The 19,954-nt window shown below is 71.2% G+C and carries 24 protein-coding genes; 11 read left to right on the forward strand and 13 right to left on the reverse strand.

All coding sequences use genetic code 11. From position 1 onward, the window contains the following. Positions 1 to 2 precede the first annotated feature (2 nt). Together ispF and ETD83_RS19955 are read right to left on the reverse strand one after the other, a co-directional pair. On the reverse strand, positions 3 to 473 hold the full coding sequence (ispF, locus tag ETD83_RS19950) for a 2-C-methyl-D-erythritol 2,4-cyclodiphosphate synthase (RefSeq protein ID WP_205717780.1): 471 nt from the start codon (positions 471 to 473) through the stop codon (positions 3 to 5). Between the two features lie 34 nt (positions 474 to 507). Continuing rightward, positions 508 to 990, reverse strand: coding sequence for a CarD family transcriptional regulator (locus ETD83_RS19955; RefSeq protein WP_067459337.1), 483 nt, complete (start codon positions 988 to 990; stop codon positions 508 to 510). 388 nt (positions 991 to 1,378) lie between these two features. On the opposite strand from ETD83_RS19955, the gene ETD83_RS19960 reads away from it, so the two are divergent. Both ETD83_RS19960 and ETD83_RS19965 read left to right on the forward strand, forming a co-directional pair. Then, positions 1,379 to 2,152 carry a hypothetical protein gene (locus ETD83_RS19960; RefSeq protein ID WP_138646656.1) on the forward strand — a complete coding sequence of 258 codons (774 nt, stop codon included), beginning with the start codon at positions 1,379 to 1,381 and terminating at the stop codon, positions 2,150 to 2,152. A gap of 148 nt (positions 2,153 to 2,300) precedes the next feature. After that, a complete protein-coding gene (locus tag ETD83_RS19965) occupies positions 2,301 to 3,275 on the forward strand; it encodes a hypothetical protein (protein WP_138646657.1) in 975 nt (324 codons plus the stop codon). 69 nt (positions 3,276 to 3,344) lie between these two features. On the opposite strand, the gene ETD83_RS19970 is transcribed toward ETD83_RS19965, so the two are convergent. Together ETD83_RS19970 and ETD83_RS19975 are read right to left on the reverse strand one after the other, a co-directional pair. Continuing rightward, positions 3,345 to 4,025, reverse strand: a complete 681-nt coding sequence (locus tag ETD83_RS19970; protein ID WP_131966927.1) for a response regulator transcription factor — start codon at positions 4,023 to 4,025, stop codon at positions 3,345 to 3,347. Next, the gene (locus ETD83_RS19975; RefSeq protein WP_138646658.1) at positions 4,022 to 5,356 is read right to left on the reverse strand and encodes a sensor histidine kinase; all 1,335 of its coding nucleotides are present in this window, start codon (positions 5,354 to 5,356) and stop codon (positions 4,022 to 4,024) included. Before ETD83_RS19975 ends, ETD83_RS19970 begins: the two co-directional genes overlap by 4 nt. 236 nt (positions 5,357 to 5,592) lie before the next feature. On the opposite strand from ETD83_RS19975, the gene phoU reads away from it, so the two are divergent. After that, a complete protein-coding gene (gene phoU / locus ETD83_RS19980; RefSeq protein ID WP_138646659.1) occupies positions 5,593 to 6,252 on the forward strand; it encodes a phosphate signaling complex protein PhoU in 660 nt (219 codons plus the stop codon). A 7-nt stretch (positions 6,253 to 6,259) separates the two neighbouring features. Here phoU and ETD83_RS19985 read toward each other — a convergent pair whose 3' ends face one another. The 3 genes from ETD83_RS19985 to ETD83_RS19995 all read right to left on the reverse strand — a co-directional run bounded on the left by ETD83_RS19985 (position 6,260) and on the right by ETD83_RS19995 (position 8,216). Beyond that, positions 6,260 to 6,649, reverse strand: a complete 390-nt coding sequence (locus ETD83_RS19985; RefSeq protein ID WP_138646660.1) for a hypothetical protein — start codon at positions 6,647 to 6,649, stop codon at positions 6,260 to 6,262. Next, positions 6,646 to 6,885 (reverse strand): ribbon-helix-helix domain-containing protein, encoded by a 240-nt coding sequence (locus tag ETD83_RS19990; protein WP_131966931.1) that lies wholly within the window; start codon positions 6,883 to 6,885, stop codon positions 6,646 to 6,648. Before ETD83_RS19990 ends, ETD83_RS19985 begins: the two co-directional genes overlap by 4 nt. Positions 6,886 to 6,977: 92 nt before the next feature. Further along, positions 6,978 to 8,216, reverse strand: coding sequence for a hypothetical protein (locus ETD83_RS19995; RefSeq protein WP_138646661.1), 1,239 nt, complete (start codon positions 8,214 to 8,216; stop codon positions 6,978 to 6,980). A gap of 303 nt (positions 8,217 to 8,519) precedes the next feature. Here ETD83_RS19995 and ETD83_RS42635 point away from each other — a divergent pair, with 303 nt between their 5' ends. Next, the gene (locus tag ETD83_RS42635) at positions 8,520 to 8,666 is read left to right on the forward strand and encodes a hypothetical protein (protein WP_171064336.1); all 147 of its coding nucleotides are present in this window, start codon (positions 8,520 to 8,522) and stop codon (positions 8,664 to 8,666) included. Between the two features lie 208 nt (positions 8,667 to 8,874). Here ETD83_RS42635 and ETD83_RS20000 read toward each other — a convergent pair whose 3' ends face one another. Beyond that, on the reverse strand, positions 8,875 to 10,158 hold the full coding sequence (locus ETD83_RS20000) for a glycosyltransferase 87 family protein (protein ID WP_138646662.1): 1,284 nt from the start codon (positions 10,156 to 10,158) through the stop codon (positions 8,875 to 8,877). A gap of 132 nt (positions 10,159 to 10,290) precedes the next feature. Here ETD83_RS20000 and ETD83_RS20005 point away from each other — a divergent pair, with 132 nt between their 5' ends. Genes ETD83_RS20005 through ETD83_RS20020 form a run of 4 tightly spaced genes read left to right on the forward strand, consistent with a single transcriptional unit; the run spans position 10,291 to position 13,440 of the window. After that, positions 10,291 to 11,442, forward strand: a complete 1,152-nt coding sequence (locus ETD83_RS20005; protein ID WP_138646663.1) for a sensor histidine kinase — start codon at positions 10,291 to 10,293, stop codon at positions 11,440 to 11,442. After that, a complete protein-coding gene (locus ETD83_RS20010) occupies positions 11,439 to 12,113 on the forward strand; it encodes a response regulator (protein WP_138646664.1) in 675 nt (224 codons plus the stop codon). Before ETD83_RS20005 ends, ETD83_RS20010 begins: the two co-directional genes overlap by 4 nt. A gap of 38 nt (positions 12,114 to 12,151) precedes the next feature. After that, a complete protein-coding gene (locus tag ETD83_RS20015; protein ID WP_138646665.1) occupies positions 12,152 to 12,535 on the forward strand; it encodes a BlaI/MecI/CopY family transcriptional regulator in 384 nt (127 codons plus the stop codon). Beyond that, positions 12,532 to 13,440 (forward strand): M56 family metallopeptidase, encoded by a 909-nt coding sequence (locus ETD83_RS20020; protein ID WP_138646666.1) that lies wholly within the window; start codon positions 12,532 to 12,534, stop codon positions 13,438 to 13,440. The genes ETD83_RS20015 and ETD83_RS20020 overlap by 4 nt, the downstream gene beginning before the upstream one ends. 28 nt (positions 13,441 to 13,468) lie before the next feature. On the opposite strand, the gene ETD83_RS20025 is transcribed toward ETD83_RS20020, so the two are convergent. The 3 genes from ETD83_RS20025 to ETD83_RS20035 are packed head-to-tail and all read right to left on the reverse strand — an operon-like array spanning position 13,469 to position 16,164. After that, entirely contained in the window at positions 13,469 to 14,125 is a 657-nt protein-coding gene (locus ETD83_RS20025; RefSeq protein ID WP_138646667.1) for a maleylpyruvate isomerase N-terminal domain-containing protein, read from the reverse strand. A 44-nt stretch (positions 14,126 to 14,169) separates the two neighbouring features. Then, on the reverse strand, positions 14,170 to 15,627 hold the full coding sequence (locus ETD83_RS20030) for an MFS transporter (protein WP_138646668.1): 1,458 nt from the start codon (positions 15,625 to 15,627) through the stop codon (positions 14,170 to 14,172). A 48-nt stretch (positions 15,628 to 15,675) separates the two neighbouring features. Next, a complete protein-coding gene (locus ETD83_RS20035) occupies positions 15,676 to 16,164 on the reverse strand; it encodes a MarR family winged helix-turn-helix transcriptional regulator (RefSeq protein WP_138646669.1) in 489 nt (162 codons plus the stop codon). A 229-nt stretch (positions 16,165 to 16,393) separates the two neighbouring features. Between ETD83_RS20035 and trpS the strand changes: the two genes are divergently transcribed. Further along, positions 16,394 to 17,452 carry a tryptophan--tRNA ligase gene (trpS, locus tag ETD83_RS20040; RefSeq protein WP_138646670.1) on the forward strand — a complete coding sequence of 353 codons (1,059 nt, stop codon included), beginning with the start codon at positions 16,394 to 16,396 and terminating at the stop codon, positions 17,450 to 17,452. Here trpS and ETD83_RS20045 read toward each other — a convergent pair. Together ETD83_RS20045 and ETD83_RS43785 are read right to left on the reverse strand one after the other, a co-directional pair. After that, a complete protein-coding gene (locus tag ETD83_RS20045) occupies positions 17,449 to 17,778 on the reverse strand; it encodes a hypothetical protein (protein ID WP_138646671.1) in 330 nt (109 codons plus the stop codon). The two genes, trpS and ETD83_RS20045, sit on opposite strands and share 4 nt — an antisense overlap. After that, complete coding sequence (locus tag ETD83_RS43785; RefSeq protein ID WP_230421038.1) at positions 17,703 to 18,110, reverse strand: class I SAM-dependent methyltransferase; 408 nt, start codon at positions 18,108 to 18,110, stop codon at positions 17,703 to 17,705. Before ETD83_RS43785 ends, ETD83_RS20045 begins: the two co-directional genes overlap by 76 nt. A 95-nt stretch (positions 18,111 to 18,205) precedes the next feature. On the opposite strand from ETD83_RS43785, the gene ETD83_RS20055 reads away from it, so the two are divergent. Continuing rightward, positions 18,206 to 18,844 (forward strand): TetR/AcrR family transcriptional regulator, encoded by a 639-nt coding sequence (locus ETD83_RS20055; protein ID WP_230421039.1) that lies wholly within the window; start codon positions 18,206 to 18,208, stop codon positions 18,842 to 18,844. Then, on the forward strand, positions 18,834 to 19,949 hold the full coding sequence (locus ETD83_RS20060; protein ID WP_138646672.1) for a winged helix DNA-binding domain-containing protein: 1,116 nt from the start codon (positions 18,834 to 18,836) through the stop codon (positions 19,947 to 19,949). The genes ETD83_RS20055 and ETD83_RS20060 overlap by 11 nt, the downstream gene beginning before the upstream one ends. Positions 19,950 to 19,954 lie beyond the last annotated feature (5 nt).

Consider the following 19,954-nt stretch of genomic DNA (forward strand, 5'->3'; position numbering starts at 1 on the left):
GGTCAGGTGGGTGGGAGGACGAGGGCGGTGGCGATGGCGGCCAAGCCTTCGCCTCGGCCGGTGAGGCCCAGGCCGTCCGTGGTGGTGGCGGAGACGGTGACGGGGGCGCCGCCCAGGGCGGCGGTGAGGATCTTCTCGGCTTCGGCGCGGCGTTTGCCGATCTTGGGGCGGTTGCCGATGATCTGGATGGCGACGTTGCCGATGGTGAAGCCGGATTCGTGGGCGAGCCGGGCGACCTCGCTGAGGAGGGCGACGCCGGACGCGCCGGACCAGCGGGGGTCCGCGGTGCCGAAGACGGCGCCGAGGTCACCGAGGCCGCAGGCCGACAGCAGCGCGTCGCAGGCGGCGTGCGCGCCGACGTCGCCGTCGGAGTGGCCGGCGAGCCCGTGGCCTTCACCGGGCCATTCGAGCCCGGCGACCCACAGTGGACGCGGCTCGGACGAGAACGGGTGGACGTCGGTTCCGACGCCCACCCGTGGAAGCCTTGCGCTCAACCCGTCCGGCCGTTCAGCTGGCCAGGACCTCGTCGAGCAGAGCCTCTGCCTTGTCCTCGTTGGTCTTCTCCGCGAGCGCGAGCTCACTGACCAGGATCTGCCGCGCCTTGGCGAGCATGCGCTTCTCGCCGGCCGACAGGCCGCGCTCCTTGTCGCGCCGCCACAGGTCGCGGACGACCTCGGCGACCTTGTTCACATCGCCGGAAGCGAGCTTCTCAAGGTTCGCCTTGTACCGGCGGGACCAGTTGGTGGGTTCCTCGGTGTAGGGCGCGCGCAGCACCTCGAACACCTTCTCCAGACCCTCCTGGCCGACGACGTCACGGACGCCCACGTCCTCGACGTTCTCGACCGGGACCTGCACTGTCAGGTCGCCCTTGTCGACCTTCAAGACCAGATAGGTCTTTTCCTCACCTTTGATGGTGCGAGTCTCGATGGCCTCGATCCGAGCAGCCCCATGGTGGGGGTAGACGACGGTGTCGCCGACCTGGAAAGTCATGTGACAAGTACCCCTTCCGCTAGAACCAGGGTACCACGGAAACGAGGGTGGCTGAACCGGCCTTCCAGACAAATGCCCAGGTCAAGCTGCATATTGGGGTATTGACAAAGCCCTTTAATGGTGCATCCACGACCAGTTCCCCGTACTCAGGGTAGCCGAGAGACCACCCTGATCCCGCCCCGGCGCCATTACCGGTAAGGGCGTCCCGGTTACAAGCATCCCCCCTGCCGACGGCCGAGATGCGTTCCATACTGGAGGTGAACATGCCGGGTGGTCCGGGTACGAAGCGCCCGGAAGGGTCCGAATAGGACCACGGCCCGGCCGAAAGCACGGCCCCGCCGGACGGGGCCGCGGAGCGCCTCGGCGAAGCCAGGACGGGAGGTGCGGCGTGAGGCCGGACGGCGACGACCCGGAGCCCGATGACTACGGGCTTCCCCGCGTTGACGTCGTCGTGCCCGACGACGCCCGCGAGCTGGAGCGCGACGTGGCGGCCTACCGCCGCGAGGAGCGCCGCCGCCGGCGCCGGGACCGGTTCCACCGCGTCGGCCGCCCGCTGACCCGGTTCGGCGTCGCCATCCCGATCATCGCGGGCGCGCTGCTGGTCGCGCTGCTCAGCGGCGTCCTCATGACCACCTTCGGGCCGCGTCCCGCGCCGCGTCCGACAGGCGCCCAGCTCGCGCCGCGGCCGTCGGCGAGCCCCGGCAAGGTCGGCGGGCTGCTGCCCGCGGGCGACGTCGACATCGTGACCGGCGAGCGCACGCCCATGCGGATCCGCGACCTGCGGCCGGGGGTCATCGGCATCGTCCCGCCCGCGTACGAGTGCGAGAGTGTGGTCGCGGAGCTCGCCGGCAGGACGCAGGAGAACGAGCTGAGGTTCTACCTGGTCGCCGACCCCCGTCCGTCCGGCGGCAGGAAGGGGACGTCGCTGAAGGAACTGAAGGCGTGCGCGGGCACCGCCCACGACGGGGCACCGCAGGTCCTCGAAGACCGCCAGGGCCTGCTCGCGACGGCCTACGCGCCGCCGCCCGGCACGCCGGGACCGACCGCCACCAGCCTCACCGCCGTTTTCGTGCAGCTGGACGGCGTGGTCAAGGAGGTCGCCCGGGCGCCGAAGGCCGGGCCGGAGCTCGCCGGGAAGGTCAAGGCGCTGCAGACCGGCTGACGGCTCACCGCCCGCCAGACCGGGATGGACGCGGGCGTGTCAGGCACCCCGGGGAGGGACTTCCGGCCGGGTGTCGCTACGCTTCCCCTGGCGTCTGCGACGCCATTCTCACCGAACTTCCCTGCCATTTCGCGAGGAGACCGACGCCGTGATCCGTAACAGCCGTCGAATGGTCGTGCTCGCCGTCGCGGGCGCCGTCGCCATCGCGCCGGTGATCTCCGGCTGCGGCGCCGGCGAGGAGCCTCAGTCGGCGTCGCCCACGCAGCTGACCGACGGCGTCAACGTCTCCGTTCCGCTGGACAAGCCGGCCGAGCCGCAGATCGCCCTGCGCAACGTGTTCCTGCTGGCCCCGCCGCCCGGCAAGCCGATCTCGGCCGGGTCGTCGCTGGCGCTCTACGGCGTGCTGATCAACCAGGTCAAGGGCAGGCCGGACCGCCTGATCTCGGTCAGCTCCCCGCTCTTCGGCCCCGGCGAGGTCGACGGCGGGGGCCTCGTGCTCCCGGCCGCCGCGCCGGACGGCATGGGCAGCCCCGTCAACCTCCTCGGCAAGGCGTCCGGCACGCCCGCCCCGACGCCTCCCGCGGGCAACAAGATCAAGAAGCCGGGGACGACGCCGTCCGGCCAGCCGCAGGGCACCGCGACCCCGCAACCGACCGGCGGCGCCGCGACACCCGAGCCGACCGGCGCGGGCGCGACGCCGGAGCCCACGGGCGCGGGCGCCACGCCGGAGCAGCCCACCGGCAGCCCCGCGCAGCAGAGCGCTCCTCCGACCCCGACCACGCCGGGCGGCGAGCAGGCGCTCGTCGTGCTGCCGGGGCTCAAGCAGGAGCTGCTCGCCAGCTCCAGGGTCCCCGTGCAGATGCAGTTCGAGAAGGCCGGCACCGTCCAGTTCCAGGTGCCGATCGTGCCGCAGCAGGGCGAGTTCAGCGCGTTCCCGCTTGCCGAGCCGGTCGAGCAGGCGCCCGGATCGGCGAACCCGGGCGGCGCTCATCAGCCGTCCACGCCGACGGCTCAGCCCGGTTCGCCTGGCCATGGCACGCCCCAGCCGGGCGGTACGCCCCAGCCCGGTGCGACGCAGTCGCCTGCCGAGGGCGGCCAGTCTCCGGGAGGCTCCGGCCACTGAGGCCCAGGCCGGTCCCGCGCATGAAAAACGGCCCGTCCCCACTGGGACGGGCCGTTCTCTGTCGATTCATCAGGGCTCGAACTTGTAGCCCAGGCCGCGGACGGTGACGATGTACCGCGGCGAGGACGGCACCTCTTCGATCTTGGCGCGCAGGCGCTTGATGTGGACGTCCAGCGTCTTGGTGTCCCCGACGTAGTCGGCGCCCCAGACGCGGTCGATCAGCTGCATCCGGGTCAGGACGCGGCCCGCGTTGCGCAGCAGCACCTCCAGCAGCTCGAACTCCTTGAGCGGCAGCTGGACGGGTTCGCCGCCGACGCTGACGACATGCCGTTCCACGTCCATCCGGACGGGCCCGGCCTCCAATGTCGCGGGGGCCAGTTCCTCGACCTCGCCCTGGCGGCGCAGGACGGCCCGCATCCGGGCGATCAGCTCTCGGGTGGAGAACGGCTTGGTGACGTAGTCGTCGGCGCCGAGCTCCAGCCCGACGACCTTGTCGACCTCGCTGTCCTTGGCGGTCAGCATGATGACGGGGACACTCGACTTGGCGCGCAGTTCGCGGCACACCTCGGTTCCGGGGAGTCCGGGGAGCATCAGGTCGAGAAGGACGAGATCGGCACCGTTGCGCTCGAAAATGTCCAGCGCGTCGGGGCCGGTGGCGGCCACGGCCACCTCGAAGCCCTCCTTGCGGAGGTTGTAAGACAGTGCGTCGCTGAACGACTCCTCGTCTTCCACGACGAGCACGCGGGTCACGGTGTTGCCTCCTGGGCGGTGGTATCTGTGTTATTCCCCGCGTCCGCGTCTTTGCCCGCGTCCGCGCCGGTCTCTTCTGCGGCCTCTCTGTTCGCGTTCGCGCCGGACCTTCCGTCCGCGTCGGGCTGGTCGGCCGGTGCCCGCTTGCCGGCGTTCGCGCTCTTGGCCGCGGTCGCGCCGGAGGGGCGCGGCGGGGCGTCCAGCAGCGGCAGCCGGAGCGTGAACGTCGACCCGTGGCCCTCCTTGCTCCACACGGTCACGTCGCCGCCGTGCTTGCTGGTGACGTGCTTGACGATGGCGAGGCCGAGACCGGTGCCGCCGGTCTGGCGGGATCGGGCCGGGTCGACCCGGTAGAAGCGCTCGAAGATCCGCTCCACCTCGGCGTCCGGGATGCCGATGCCCTGGTCGGTCACGTTGACCTCGACGTGCCCGTCGTCGCGGCGCCGGGTCGCGACGACGACCCGGGTGTTCTCGGGGCTGTAGGCGACGGCGTTGTCGACCAGGTTGCGCAGCGCGGTGACCAGCAGCTCCTGATCTCCCCGCACCCGCAGGCCGTGCTCGCCGCCGGAGGTCAGCTCGATGTCCCTGCCGGACGCCTTGGTCTGGCAGCGTTCCAGCGCCTCCGCGGTGACCTCGTCGAGCATGACGGGACGCAGCGCGGGCAAGGGCTCGTCGCCCTGGACGCGCGACAGCGTCATCAGGTCTTGGACGAGGTTGGTCAGGCGCACCGACTCGTACTGCATCCGTCCCGCGAACCGCCGGACGGCCTCGGGATCCTCGGCGGCGACCTCGACGGTCTCGGCGAGCAGCGACAGCGCGCCGACGGGCGTCTTCAACTCGTGGCTGACATTGGCCACGAAGTCGCGGCGGATCGCCTCCGTGCGGTGCATGTCGGTGAGGTCCTCGGCGAGGACGAGGACGAGCCCGTGCGAGCCGAGCGGCGCCACGCGGACCGCGAACCAGCGCCCGTCGGCGCGGCTCCGCACGCTCGTCGGCCCGACCTGGATCTCGGTCTCGCGGATCTCCCCGTCCCGGCGGACGAGCCGGGCCATCGCGAGCACCTCGTCCACGACGAGGCGGTCGCCGCTGACGATGCCGAAGGCCCGCGCGGCGGAGCTGGCACGCAGCACGCGGTCCTCGGCGTCCACCACGACGGCCGATGACCGCAGGACGCTGAGCACGGACGCGACACCGGGCGGCAAGCCGCCCACCGGTGCCGCCGGAACCGCAGCCTGCTGGGCACGCTCGCTCACCCGCACCGCCAATCCAGTCGCGAGCCCGATCGCGAGCCCGGCAAGCCCGGTCAGGCTCGCGACAAGTTCGACCTCCACACCACGGATCGTAAGCGGCGCGCGGCGCAGGTCCACCCGGAGGCCCTGGTCATCGCGGTCGCGTTCCCCGAAAGTTCACCTCATTTCCCGGACGCGTTCATGGCCTCACGGCATGCTGTGGCGTGGGCGAGTCCGCCCGGACACCACAAAACTCGCCCGTTTCGCCCCTGTTTGCACTATCTCCGGCATCGGCTGCCTCCCGGACGCCGTGGCCTCAGCACAGAAGGAACCCCGAATTGCGCGACGCCTACCACGAGGAGCTCGACTCCCTCTCCGACAGGCTGGTGGAGATGACCCGCCTCGTCCGCTCCGCTATGGCCCGCGCGGTCACGGCGCTACTGGACGCCGACCTGCGCCTGTCCGAGGAGGTCATCAGCGGTGACGAGCTGGTCAACAAGGTCGACGCGGAGATCGAGGAGACCGTGTTCGACCTGATGGCCCGCCAGCAGCCCGTCGCGGGCGACCTGCGCACCCTCATCACCGCGCTCCGGATGAGCGGCGACCTCGAACGCATGGGAGACCTCGCGGTCCACATCGCCAAGACCGCGCGCCGCCGCCACCCCGAGTCCGCCGTGCCGCCGGAGCTGCAGGCCACCGTCCTGGAGATGGGCCAGATCGCCGAGCGCATGATCGCCAAGACGGGCAGCGTGATCGCGTCCCAGGACGTCGAGATGGGCCTCGAACTGGATGCCGACGACGACCAGATGGACCGCCTCCACCGCCGCCTCTTCGACATGATGCTCTCCCCCAAGTGGAAGCACGGCGTGGAGCCGGCAGTGGACATCTCCCTGGCCGGCCGCTACTTCGAGCGTTTCGCCGACCACGCCGTCCACGTGGCGGAGAACGTCGTCTACCTCGTCACGGGCCAGCGCGCCGACGAGATCAACGACGCCTGAGCCGCGCCTACGGGATCTGCTCGACGCGGACGCCGGGAACGTCCTCGTAGACGTCCGGCTCCGCGGTGATCAGCGGCCAGCGCCGCCAGCGCGCCGACCAGGCGGCCTGCGCCGCGTCCATGCCGAGGGACGGGTTCGCGGTGACGAGCAGGCCGGTCTGCTGGGCGATCACGTCGTCCAGGTCGTCCACGTGCACGACCTGCATGCCGGGCAGGCGCTCCAGCACGGCGCGCCCGTGGTCGGGGACGAGCTGCCACGCGCGGGCGAGCGCCGTGGCGGGAATGACGATCGTGGCGTGCTGGGCGATCGAGGCGCGCAGCCGGGCGCGGACGTAGATCGTCTTGCCGGTGGCGAGGTCCAGGAGTGCGGTCGCGTCGAAGACGTGACCGGTGATCACGCGACGTCCCGGCGGTTCGGGGTGCCGCCTTCGACGAGCCGGTCGACCATGGCCTGCTCGTCCGGGCTCGGCGGGCCGAACAGGTCGTCGATCGTGGACGCGTCCCGCAGGAACGCCAGCTTGAGCCGCGCCCCGTCCGCGAGGAATCCGGACACCGAGGCGATCTTCTTCTCCTCGGCCAGCCCCTGCAACGTCGCGGCGAGTTCGTCCGGGAGCGTGATGTTGATTCTCGCCATGCCCCAAACGATACACACTCCAAGCCCTCCGAGTGTGTATCAGACCCAAAAGGTCACAGACACATCACGCCACCGACTGCCGTTGCGGGCGTTCAGCGGGTGGTGGTGGTGAGCATTGCGTAGGCGTCGCGGAGGGCGGGCCTGCGTGCGTCCTTGGGCGAGGCCATCGAAAGTGCGGTTACCGCGTTTCTGCGGACGGTGTAGGTCTTGCGATGTGTGGCAGGTAGCCGCTCCAAGACCCCCATCACGTGCCTCGCTCCGGCGTCGGCGTCGCCTTCCTGGATGAGAGTGGTCGCGCGGTACATCTCGACCTGTGCAGGCCCCAGGATGCTCCTGGACGTATAGGCGGCAAGCGCCTTGTCCTGGGCCTCACGGGCGCGCTCATGGTCGCCAGTGTGGGTGTACACGAATCCGGCGGTGTGGTGTAGCCGCTGGACCGACCACCCGAGCTGAGAACTCTGGTCGTCTCGGACACGGTCGGGGAGCCGATCGAATACCCGCTTGAGTTCGTCCAGGGTCTCCCGTGCCTCGGCATCGCGGCCCATCTGGGCGAGGGCCTGAGCCTTGGTCGCATGACCGCTCGCCAGAGCTGCGGACGGCTTGTCCCGGCTGATCTCTATGGCCTTCTCGGCGAGATCCAGCACGAATTTCTCGGAGCCGCTGTTGGGAAGCGTGAGTACCGCCTGCCGTCCCCGCGCGTACGAGGCGAGGAGAGGATCGCCGGACTCATCTCCCGCACGGACGGCGGTTCGCCACCAGCGCCGGGCTCGCCGCGCATCGCCGAGCCCGAGAAGCGTGATGGCCGTGAAGATGGAGAGATACCCGGCCGCGTTGATGAGCCTTGGGCGGGCGACGCTGTTCGCGCGGGAGATCAGCAGGTCGAGCTCGGACAGGTCGGCCAGTATCTCAGGGAGCACCTGGGCGGGCGGCAGGTAACCGGCCTCGTGCGCGTGGTCGAAGACGACCTGCTCCCAGGCGTCAGCATCGCGGTCGGTGACATCAGTCGTGAGTGTGTTGGTGAGGGTGCCACGGAGCTGTTCGGCATCACGGGCCAGGGGGGCGGCCACGGCGGTGGTGGCTAGGAGGCCGAGGAGAGCGCGGCGTTTCATGTCGTCGTCCTCGAAGTCGGAGGCGGGGTCATATGTAGAGGATGCCTCCTTTGCCTCTCCTGTTGGGAAGAGTTCGGAGGCGTCCATCTCGAACACTTTCGCGTAGGCCGGTGCCCAGTCGCGGGGGATGTGCAGGCCCTTCTCCCAGTCGTAGATCTGGCGGGCCACACTCTCCACTTCGCCCTGCCGGAGGCCGTCGGCGCGCATGAGTTGCCTGGCCATCTCGTGTTTGTTCCAGCCTCGTGCTGCACGTTCGGCACGCAGCCGGACTGCCCACAATGGGGGATTTTGGGCATTCAATTGTGTATGCCCCCTTTGTTGACCCGGAGACTTTCGCGTCTCCGGGTTCTCCGGGTCCTGTCTCCGCATTCTCATATTTTTTTGCGGCCTGTGATGTCGATTCACTGAGAGTCGCGGGACGGGTTGCGTCCTGCCTCCGAAGACGAAGCAGCCCCGACCCGGTGCTGGAACACCGTGTGGGCCGGGGCCTGACCAGGAGAAAGGGTCCTGGCTGTGGACGATGGTATGACTCCCGACGTGCGGCTCGCGGCACTTGCCGCGCATCTGGCCGCGCGCAAGCTCTTCACGTCGTGGGGCGAGCCGATCGCGCCCGCCGACCGGGTGATAGAGGCGGCCGTGTTCGTCCTCGGGTACCTCGGAGAGGAGCGGTGACCCCGTGGGCGGCGGCCGAACTCGACCCTGAGCGGGTTGCGGCGGAGTTGGCGCGGCGGTTCCCCGGCTGCCGCTGCGCCTGGCGCGGGGAGTTCACCGGGAGCTGGTGGGCGCTGACCCAGGACCGGTGGGGCCGTTACCGGGTGGTCGAGGCGCCGGACCCGGACGGGCTCGGACGCCTGCTGGAGGAGGTGTCCGGCCGCGTCCACTACGGCCGGTACTCCCGGGCGTCCCTCCAGAACCGCACGGCCGGACGGGCCGCGCCCACACCCCCCGGGGCGTCCCGTCCGGCCGTGCGCTCCAGGCCGCCGTCCCGTCGGGCCAGGCGGGTGGAGAAGCGGCCCCGGGGTGGCTGGCTCAGGCGCATTCTCGGTTCGTTCGTGGTCATGGACCCGCGCTGAGGCGGTTCGCGGCGGAGGCGGATGGACATGTGCGTCAGGAAGAAGACGGCGGCAAGCAGGTAGCAGTTGGCTACTGGTGTCAGGAGTGGGTGGAAGCCGTATTGGAGTGGATGGCCGTTGTGGGGGGTCCACCACATGGGGGCTAGGGCGAAGAGGACGTAGGCGCAGGCGGCGATGACCCGGTTGTTGTCGCGGATGAGTACCGTCAGGGCCGGGACGATCCATACCCAGTGGTGGGCCCAGGAGATGGGAGAGACGAGGAGGCCCGTCACGCCCGTTATGGCTATGGCGGCCAGCCAGTCGCCGCGTCTCGCCCACAGGGTCGCGAGTGTCAGGCCGAGAATGCCGATGGTGACGGTCATGGCGGTGTACCAGTCGCCTACCTCGGCGGTTCCTCGCAGGACGCGGTTGAGCATTCCGTATGGGGACTGGTTGCTGATGTACGGCACGCCTACGCGGGACGTGTCGTAGAAGGTGTGCAGCCAGTAGAGCCGGGACGCGTCCGGTGCGATGGCGTAGGCGAGGAGGGTGCAGGCGGCGAAGGTTCCGGCTGCGGTGAAGGCGTCCTTGGTTCGTCTTGTGGCGAGGAGCAGGAGGATGAATATGGCCGGGGTCAGCTTGATGGCGGTCGCGATGCCGATGCCGATTCCGGCTCGACGGCCCTCGGCGACGCGGTGCATGTCGGCGAGGATGAACGCCAGCAGGAACAAATTTACCTGACCCTGGAAAAAGGTGTGCCAGACCGGTGCCAGGAGGAGGCCACCGGCTACTACGGCTTTCAGGGAGGTGTCGTGGCCGCTCAGTTTCAATGTCGTCGCGCATGCCCATATGAATGCCGCTAGCGAGGCCAGTTGCCAGAGGAGCCGGGCGAGGGTCAGCGGCAGCGCCGCCAATGGCATGAACAGTGCGGCCATGAAGGGTGTGTTGGTGTACCAGTGCTCGGCAAGCTGCTCGTCGTAGAGGCTCGTGCCGTCCGTGATGGCGTGGCCGCCCAGGCGGTAGATGCGGAAGTCCAGCGAGTCGTAGGTGAGGGAGAAGGTCACAATTCCCAGGACTTCGATTGCCAGGACGAATGCCAGCCAGCGTTTCATGCGGACAACGGTGGCGGCGGCTGTGTGTCAAAGGCATCGGGCCTCCGAATACATTCGTGAAAGGCGTGTCAGCCCGTGGGATTAGGCCCGCGGGCTAATGTGCGCGGTAGGGGCGGCGGTTACGATCGGCGCATGTCCGCCCTGACGCTGAGCCGCGTACGCCGGGTGCGCCGCGTCGCCTGGACGGTCCTGCTCTGGTCCGCGACCGTCCTGTACCCCTTCTGCCTGGTCGTCGCGGTGATGACCGGCAGGAACGGCTTCGTCGGCGTGGAAGTCTTCGTGTCGGCTTTGCTCACGGTGCTGGTGGCCGCCTTGCTCCAGCGCCATCCGCTGCCGGGCCAGGGAACGCTGCTCCTGGCCTGGACCTGGGCCCTTCTGCAGATGCCCGTCGGGGGCATCGCCGCCCTGCAGATAGTGATCACTGATCTCGGGGTCGGCTACATCGCGGCGACCCGTCGGCGCAGGGTCTCGCTTCCGGTCGCAGCCGGGACGGTCGCCGTCCAGGCCCTGTCCGCCTTGGCGTTCCTGCATGCCGACGAGGTCCTGCTCATGACCGTCCTCCTGGCGGTCGCGGTCACCTGGCTGGCGGGGAACTCGGTCCGGGTGCGGCGGGCGAACGCCGAGATGATGCGCGTCCAGGCGACGGCGCAGGCGGTGGCGGCGGAGCGGCTCCGGATCGCGCGTGAGCTGCACGACATGGTCGCGCACAGCATCGGGATCATCGCGATCCAGGCGGGCGTGGGCGGACGGGTGATCGACACGCAGCCCGCCGAAGCCCGCAACGCGCTGGACGCCATCGAGGCCACCAGCCGCGATGTGCTCTCGGGGCTGCGGAGGATGCTCACCGCGCTCCGCAAGGACGACCCGGGAGCCGCGCCGCTCGGCCCCTCCCCCGGCTTGGACGATCTCGACCGGCTGGCGGAGGCGGCGAAGGACGCGGGCGTGCAGGTCGACGTCCGCCGGAAGGGCGGGCGGAGGCCGTTGCCGCCGGACGTCGACCTGTCCGCGTACCGGATCGTCCAGGAGGCGATCACGAACGTGGTGCGCCACGCGGGCACGTCCGAGTGCCGGGTGACGATCGGGTACGGGGACGAGGAGCTGTCCATCGAGGTCGACGACGACGGGCGCGGGGGCGTGGTCGGCACCGGGTACGGCATCGTCGGCATGCGGGAACGGGTCGGGCTGCTGGGCGGCGAGTTCGCGGCGGGGCCGCGGCCGGGCGGCGGGTTCCGGGTGGCGGCGCGGATTCCCGCGCCGGAGGCGGCGGTGGTGGCGGTGCCATGACCGTCCGTATCGTGCTGGCCGACGATCAGCCGCTGATCCGGGCCGGGCTGCGCGTGCTCGTCGCCGACACCCCCGACCTGGAGATCGTCGGGGAGGCGGGGACGGGCGCCGAGGCGGTCCGGCTGGTCGAGGACGTCCGGCCGGACGTGGTCGTCATGGACGTCCGCATGCCCGACATGGACGGCATCGAGGCGACCCGGCGGATCACCACGGCGCGCGTGCTGATGCTGACGACGTTCGACGACGACGAGTACGTGTACGGCTCGCTCCGGGCGGGCGCGAGCGGGTTCCTCGTCAAGGACATGGCGCTGGAGGAGATCCTCTCGGCGATCCGCGTCGTGGCCGGAGGGGACGCCCTGATCGCGCCGAGCGTGACGAAGCGGCTGATCGAGGAGTTCGCGGCCGGGCCCGGCCCCCGTGCGAGGCCCGCGGCGACGCCGTCGCGTCCGGCGGGCGGCGTCACGGAGCGGGAGCGGGAGGTGCTGACGCTGGTCGGGCGGGGCATGTCCAACCAGGAGATCGCCGGGGAGCTGTTCATCAGCGTCGCGACCGCGAAGGCGCACGTGGCGCGGCTGCTCGCCAAGCTGGACGCGCGGGACCGGGTCCAGCTCGTCATCATCGCCTACGAGATGGGCCTCGTCACGCCCTCTACCGGCGGTAGTACTACCTGACGTGGTCAGTGTCGGGGGCGTCGGATAATCTGGCTGGCGTGAAAGGTCTGGGAGAGCTTGAACGCACGGTCATGGAGGTCCTGTGGGCGCGGGAGGACGCCGGTCACATCGCGGCGACGGCCCGTGACGTGAGCCGCGCGCTCGCCGGCGACCGCGACCTCGCGCACACTACCGTCATGACGGTGCTCGACAGGCTCGCCAAGAAGGGCTTCCTCGCGCGCGAGCGCGACGGCCGCGCGTGGCGGTACCGCCCGGTCGCGAGCCGGGAGGGCTACGTCACCGAGCTGATGCTCGGCGCGCTGAACGAGACGGGCGACCGCGACGCGGCGCTCGTCCACTTCGTCCGGTCCGTGTCGGAGGACGAGATCGACGTCATCCGGCAGGCCCTCGCCGGCCTCACAGGCAAGGAACCTCCGGCATGACCGGCACCGCCCTGCTCGCATTGATCTCACTGGGGACCGTCGGCGGGGCGCACTGGCTGTCCCGGGCCCGGTGGACGTGGCGCACCCCGCGCCTCGGCATCGCGCTCTGGCAGGCCCTCGGGCTGTGCTGGGGCGTCGCGACGATCGGCGCGCTGCTCGGGCTCGCGCTGCTGCCGTACGGGAAGGGCGTCCTCGGCGGGCTGCCCGGGCTGTACGACGACCAGGCCGCCCGGCTGAACGCCGTGCAGGTCGCGGCGCTGCTCGCCGCCGTCAGCCTCACCGGCGTGCTGCTGGTCATGCTGATGTACGCGGTCGTGCGGGTCGTCCGGGCCCGGCGGCGGCACCGGGCGCTGCTGGCGCTGGTGTCGCGCTACGACTCGGCCGTCCCGGGCACCCTCGTCCTCGACCATCCCGGCGCGGCGGCGTACTGTGTGCCGGGCGTCCGGTCGTCCAAGGTCGTGGTCAGCGCCGGGACGATGGAGCTCCTCGACCGCGGTGAGCTGGCCGCGGTTCTCGCGCACGAGCGCGCGCACGCGCGCGAGCGGCACGATCTCGTGCTGCTGCCGTTCGCGTCGCTGCGCCAGGTGTTCCCCCAGCTCCGGCTGGTCGGACGGTGCCTGGACGCGGTCGAGCTGCTGATCGAGATGGCCGCCGACGACCGGGCCAGGCACGGCCGCCCGCCGCGGGAGCTGGCGACCGCGCTGCTGCGGTTCGCCGCCGCCCGCCCGGCCGCCGCGCCGTCCGGCACGCTCGGCGTCGCGTCCCACGGCGACATTCCGGTGATGGTCCGGGTGAACCGGCTGCTTGAGCCGCAGCAGCTGCCGCGCATGTCCCGGTTCGCCGCGACGGTCGCCGTCCCCGTCATCGCCGGGGTTCCGCTGCTCCTCGTCCTTCTGCCCCACTAGCCGGTCGGCCTGGCCCTTCTCGGCGGGCTCAGCCGAGGACGAGCGGGAGCCTTGCGGCCAGTTCGCCGTCCAGCGCGGTCTTCTCGGCGTCCGCCGGGGCGCGGCGGCCCGTTCCGACCAGGAGCGCGTCCGTGTCGGAGAACGACGCGGGGAACGGTGCCCCTGCGATCTCTTCCAGGGAGGCGCGGGCGGCCGCGAGGGTTTCGGCGGGCGGTCCGGCGGCCGAGGGCAGGTGCGCGATCAGGTCGAGGTGGTGCAGCGTCCATTCCATGTTGTACGCGGACAGGTAGTCGCCTGCCGTCAGCACCTTGTCCTGGGTGCTGACGCAGGCGGACGGGTCGGCGAGTCCGGCGGCCCGCCCGGCGGCCGACCCGACATCGTCGAAGTGGAACTTCAGCAGCCTCGGCTCGCCGTACGCGGCGGCCAGCCGGGGGATCAGCGCGTCGAGCGGGTCGTCGCCGGTCGGGGGCTCGACCAGGTCCCAGTAGGTGACCGAGTCCGCGGTCGGTTCGGCGTCGGCGGGGGTGACCAGCGTGATCAGCACGTCCTGGGCGTCGATGATCAGATGGCACACCAGGTCGCGGACGAGCCAGCCGGTGCAGCCGGACGGCCGTTCCATGTCCTCGTCAGAGAGATCGTCGACCGCCGCGCGGAGCGCCGTCCAGGAGCGCGAGAAGAGATCCACGTCGGCACGGTAGTGCCGTATCGGAGCGGCGGCCAAGCGCATTTTCACGCCTTGACGGTCGTGGTGGACGGCTCTGCGGCGCCGTCGGAGGCCGGTGCCTGCGGCGGGCGGCGCAGGACGAGGGCGGCGACGGCGAGCGCCGCGACCAGCAGGCCCGCGGAGACGCCGAACGCCAGGTGGTAGCCGCCGGTGAGCGCGGCGGCGGCGTCCCGCCCGTCCGCCCGGAGGGTCTCGGTACGGGACGCGGCGAGCGTGGTCAGGACCGCGACGCCGAGCGCCATCCCGACCTGCTGGACTGTGGTGAACAGCCCGGACGCGAGGCCCGCGTCGTCCGGGCGGGCGCCGGACATGCCGAGCCCGGCCAGCGACGGCAGCACGAGCCCGCCCCCGGCGATCAGCACGAACACGGGAAGCAGGTCGGTGACGTAGTCGGCGTCCACCGGGACGGTCGTGAGCCACAGCATGGCGCCGATGAGGAGCACGAGACCCGCCATCAGCACGGCGCGCTCACCGAAACGGTTCGACAGCCGCGCGGAGGCGAACAGCGACACCGCGCCGATCAGCACGGCCGCCGGGAGCATCGCCAGGCCGGTGCCGAGCGCGTCATAGCCGAGGACCTGCTGCATGTAGAGGGCGACGATGACCTGGAACGCGAACATCGCGGACAGGGTCAGCAGCTGCACGGCGTTGGCGCCGGACACGTTGCGGGAGCGCAGGATCCGCAGCGGCATCAGCGGGGTCGCGGCGCGGGCCTGCCGGGCGACGAACGCGGTGAGGAGGCCGAGCGACACGGCGCCGAGGCCGAGGGTGTGCGCGGAGATCCACCCGTGGCTCTCCACCTTGACGACCGTGTAGATGCCGAGCATCAGCCCGGACGTGACGAGGAGCGCTCCGGCGAGGTCGGCCCCGGCGGACAGGCCGAGGCCGCGGTCGCGCGGGAGGGCCGGAAGCGCGAGCAGGATCGTGGCGACGCCGATCGGCAGGTTGATGAGGAAGATCCAGTGCCAGCTCAGCGCGTCGGTGAGCACCCCGCCGAGCACCGACCCGATGGACGCGCCGGCGGCGCCGGTGAAGCTGAAGATCCCGATGGCCGTCGTCCGCTCGCGGGTGTCGGTGAACAGCGTGACGATGATGCCGAGGACGACGGCGGACGCGAGCGCGCTGCCGACGCCCTGCAGGAACCGCGCGGCGATCAGCAGGCCGGACGTCGTCGCCGCGCCCGCGAGCACGGACGCCGCCGTGAACACCGCGTTCCCGGCGAGGAAGAGCGTGCGGCGGCCGATGAGGTCGCCGAGGCGTCCGGCCAGGAGGAGCAGGCCGCCGAGCGGGATCAGGTAGGCGTTCATCGTCCAGCTGAGGCCGGCGGGTGAGAAGCCGAGGTCGTCCTGGATGGCGGGCAGGGCGACGGTGACGATCGAGCCGTCCAGGATCGTCATCAGCATCGTGGCGGACAGGACGCCGAGCGCGGCCCAGCGAGAACGGAGCAGTGAAGGCACGGTCATAAGATAGACCGTAGCAGATAGTTTTGTTGTAGACGATCCTTATCGGTTCTACTTTGTGCGCTCGCGGGCCCGGCGGACCGGGTTCGGGCCCTCGGACGGGGTCGCCAGATGCCCGCCGACCAGGGCGTTCAACGCCCGCAGGAGAACCTCCCGCTCCTCGCCCGGGAGCGAGCCGAGGGCCGCCTCGTGGACGCCGTCCACGATCTCCTGGCTGCGCGCGGCGACCCGGGCGCCCTCCTCGGTGACCGCGATGACCCGGGCCCGCCGATCCCTGGACGACGGGCGGCGCTCGGCCAGCCCGGCCTTCTCCAGGGCGTCCACGGTGACGACCATCGTCGTCTTGTCCATGTCCCCGATCTCGGCCAGCTGGATCTGGGTGCGCTCCTCCTCCAGCGCGTGCACGAGGACGCAGTGCATCCGCGGCGTCAGCCCGATCTCGGCGAGCGCCGCCGTCATGCGGCTGCGCAGGACGAGGCTGGTGCGGTCGAGGAGGAACGACAGGTCGGGGCTGGTGCGGGCAGGGGCCATCGACGTCATGCGGCCAGCCTACCCAATGGTTTCGTTCTAGATTATCTGCGACCAGCCGCATCCAATGGTCTATCCTGGAGGGCATGAATCGCACCGTGTGTCAGGGCTGGTGGCCGTCCTAGGACGGCCGACCCCAACGCACGCCATCGGGCCGTCCCATCGGACGGCCCTTTCTCATCCTCGATGACACGGCCCAGGTCCGGCGGGACGGCCGGATCGACCTATCGAGGAGAGAACCATGGAGAACACCACCCCCGAGAGCGGCGGCCTGCGCGCCGCCGAAAGCCGGAGCCGCGAGCTTGAGGAGCGCATCGCCGCCGAGCCCGGCGCGTTCCGGATCCTGACCGGCGACCGTCCCACCGGGCCGCTGCACCTCGGCCACTACTTCGGCACGCTCGCGAACCGGGTACGGCTCCAGCGGGCGGGCGTGGAGCTGTTCGTGCTGGTCGCCGACTACCAGGTCCTCACCGACCGGGACGCCGCCGACCGGCTGGACGAGCACGCCGAAGGGCTGGTCGCCGACTATCTCGCGGCGGGGATCGACCCGTCCACGGCGACGATCTTCCGGCACAGCGCCGTGCCCGCGCTGAACCAGCTCATGCTGCCGTTCCTGTCGCTGGTCTCCATCGCCGAACTGAACCGCAACCCCACCGTGAAGGACGAGATCGCGGCGTCGCGGCAGGCGTCGGTCAGCGGGCTGATGTTCACCTATCCCGTCCACCAGGCCGCCGACATCCTGTTCTGCAAGGCGAACCTCGTCCCGGTCGGCAAGGACCAGCTCCCGCACCAGGAGATCACCCGGACGATCGCGCGCCGCTTCAACGAGCGGTACGCGCCCGTCTTCCCCGTCCCGGACGCGCTGCTGTCCGCCGCGCCGAGCCTGCTCGGCACCGACGGCCAGAAGATGAGCAAGAGCCGCGGCAACGCCATCGCCCTGTCCGCCGGGCCGGACGAGACCGCCCGGCTGATCAGGCGTGCCGTGACCGACGACGACCGGCGCATCACGTACGCGCCCGGCACCCGCCCGCAGGTGTCGACCCTGGTCCAGATCGCGGCGCTCTGCCAGGACCGCGACCCGCACGCCGTCGCCGCCGAGATCGGCGACGGCGGCGCCGCCGCGCTCAAGAAGGTCGTGGCCGACTCCGTCAACGAGTTCCTCCGCCCGATCCGCGCCCGCCGCGCCGAGCTCACCGCCGACCGGACGCACCTGCGCCGCGTCCTCGCCGAGGGCGAGGAGCGCGCCAACGCGATCGCGGACCGCACCCTGGAGGAGGTCCGAACCGCCATGGCCTCCTAGCCGCCCTGGCGCGGCCGCTGTGGGGCCAGGCCGTGGAGGACGGCTTCCACGAGGTCGTCGACCATGTCCGCGGAGACCTGCCGCGCGATGCCCCGGCCCTGGAACAGGACGGACAGCACCGACTCGTGGCAGGCTCCGACGATCATGGAGGTGGCGGCGTCGACCCGGGCGCCGGGGGCGAGGCGGCCGAGATCGCGCTCGGCCCGCAGGTAGGCGGCGAGCCGCCGGTTCCAGTCCTCGTCACCGCCGCTCAGCTCGGCGAACCGGGCGAGGACGGCGGGCTGGGCGAGCAGTCCGGCCAGCGCGGGCAGCAGCGCGTGGTGCACGACGAGCCCGTGCCGGACGTAGGCCCGCAGATTCTCCTCGACCGTCCCGGCGCCGGGCTGGGGCAGCGGGCCGAGCCCGGCCCCGACCGCCTCCGCGCGGCGCGCAGCGCGAGCGCCAGCCGGCCGGGCTCGCGCAGCGCCTTCCGGACGTTGGCGAACGCGGCCACCGGATCGGCGAAGAACATGACCCCGGCCCGGCTGACCGCCACGTCGAAGACGCCCTCGCCGAACGGGTACACCTGCGCGTCGCCCTGCTCGAACGTCACGTTCCGGACGTCCTCCTCCGCGGCGAGGGCCCGGGCGCGGGCGAGCATCGGCCCGGACAGGTCCACGCCGGTCGCGGTGCGAGCCGGACCCGGCGCGCCGCGAGCCGGGGCGGACGCGGCTGAGGATAGAACGGAATTGTTCGTTCCCTTAGTATGGCGGTATGGACACCACGGCACCGGCGCCCATGAGCGGGCGCAAAGCACAGGCGGCACGCAACGACGACCTGATCCGGGAGGCGGCGCGGGCGGTGTTCACCGCGGATCCCGGCGCGCCGATCTCGGCGGTCGCCGAGCACGCCGGGGTGGGGATCAGCGCGCTGTACCGCCGCTACAAGAGCAAGGAGGACCTGCTCCAGAAGCTCGCCGACGACGGGATGGACCGCTACCTCGCCCAGGTGGAGGCCGCACTGGACGAGGACGGCGACCCCTGGGACGCGTTCGCCGGGTTCATGCGCCGCTGCCTGGACATCGGCGCCGGGTCGCTCACGATGCGGCTCGCGGGGAGCTTCGAGGTCACCGAGGAGATGAGCCGCAAGGGGCAGCGGATCCACCTCGCGACGAAGGCGCTGCTGGAGCGCACGCAGGAGGCGGGGGCGCTGCGTCCCGAGATCCAGGTCGGGGACATCTCGGTCATCCTGGAGTACCTGCACGCGATCCGGATCGGCGACGATGATCGGATGAACCGGCTGCAGCACCGCTATCTGGCGCTCATGCTCGACGCCCTGCATCTGACCGGCGAGGAGGAGCTCCCGGGCCCTCCTCCCACGTGGCCCGAGCTTCGGGGGCGCTATGACGGATGACGCCCCGGTGCTCGGACGGCGGGCGCTGAACCGGGCCCTGCTGGCCCGGCAGCTCCTGCTGGAGCGGCACGCGATGCCCGCGCTGGACGCGATCGAGCATCTCGTCGGCATGCAGTCGCAGGCGCCGAACCCGCCGTACATCGGGCTGTGGAGCCGCCTCGCGGACTTCGGCTTCGCCGAGGTCGGCGAGCTGATGACCGCCCGCCGCGCGCTCCGGATCGTCGTGATGCGCGGGACGCTGCACCTGGTCAGCGCCCGCGACGCCCGCGCGCTGCGCCCGCACACCCAGGCCGTCCTGGACGGCTACGTGAAGACCAAAGCCGCGGAGCTAAACGGCATCGACCTAGACGCCGTCGTCGCCGAGGCCCGGCGGCTGCTGGCGGACGAGCCGCGCACCGACAAGGAGCTGCGGGCGCTGCTGGCCGAGCGGTGGCCGGACGACGACCCCGCGCTGCTCGGCTGGGCCGTCCGGTGCCGGCTGCCGCTCGTCCAGGTCCCGCCGCGCGGCATCTGGGGCGCGTCGGGCGTGGCCAAGCACACGACGCTCGACACCTGGCTGAACGCCGACACGGGCCCGGACACCCCTTCGGCGCTCTCGCTGGACGATCTCGTGCTGCGCTACCTGGGCGCGTTCGGGCCGGCGAGCGTCCAGGACGTGCAGCACTGGTCGGGCCTGACCCGGCTCGGCGAGGTCGTCGAGCGGCTCCGCCCCCGGCTGCTGGTGTTCCAGGACGAGAACGGCCGGACGCTGTACGACCTGCCCGGCGCGCCGCGTCCCGATCCGGACGTTCCGGCGCCGGTCCGGTTCGTCCCGGACTTCGACAACCTGCTGCTCTCCCATGCCGACCGGGCGCGGATCATCACCGAGGAGCACCGCAAGCGGATCTTCACCGTCAACGGCATCATCCGGGCGACGTTCCTCGTGGACGGCTTCGTCCACGGCATGTGGAAGATCGAGAAGAAGCGCGGTGAGGCGGCGCTGCGGATCGACCCGTTCGGACCCGTCCCGGAGCGGGATCGCAGGGCGCTGGATGAGGAGGGCCTGCGGCTGCTCGCCGCCGCGCACCCCGAGACGAAGACGCACCGGGTGGAGTTCACGGGATAGAGCGG

It is taken from the genome of Actinomadura soli (assembly GCF_005889715.1).
GTDB classification, from domain to species: Bacteria; Actinomycetota; Actinomycetes; order Streptosporangiales; family Streptosporangiaceae; genus Spirillospora; species Spirillospora soli.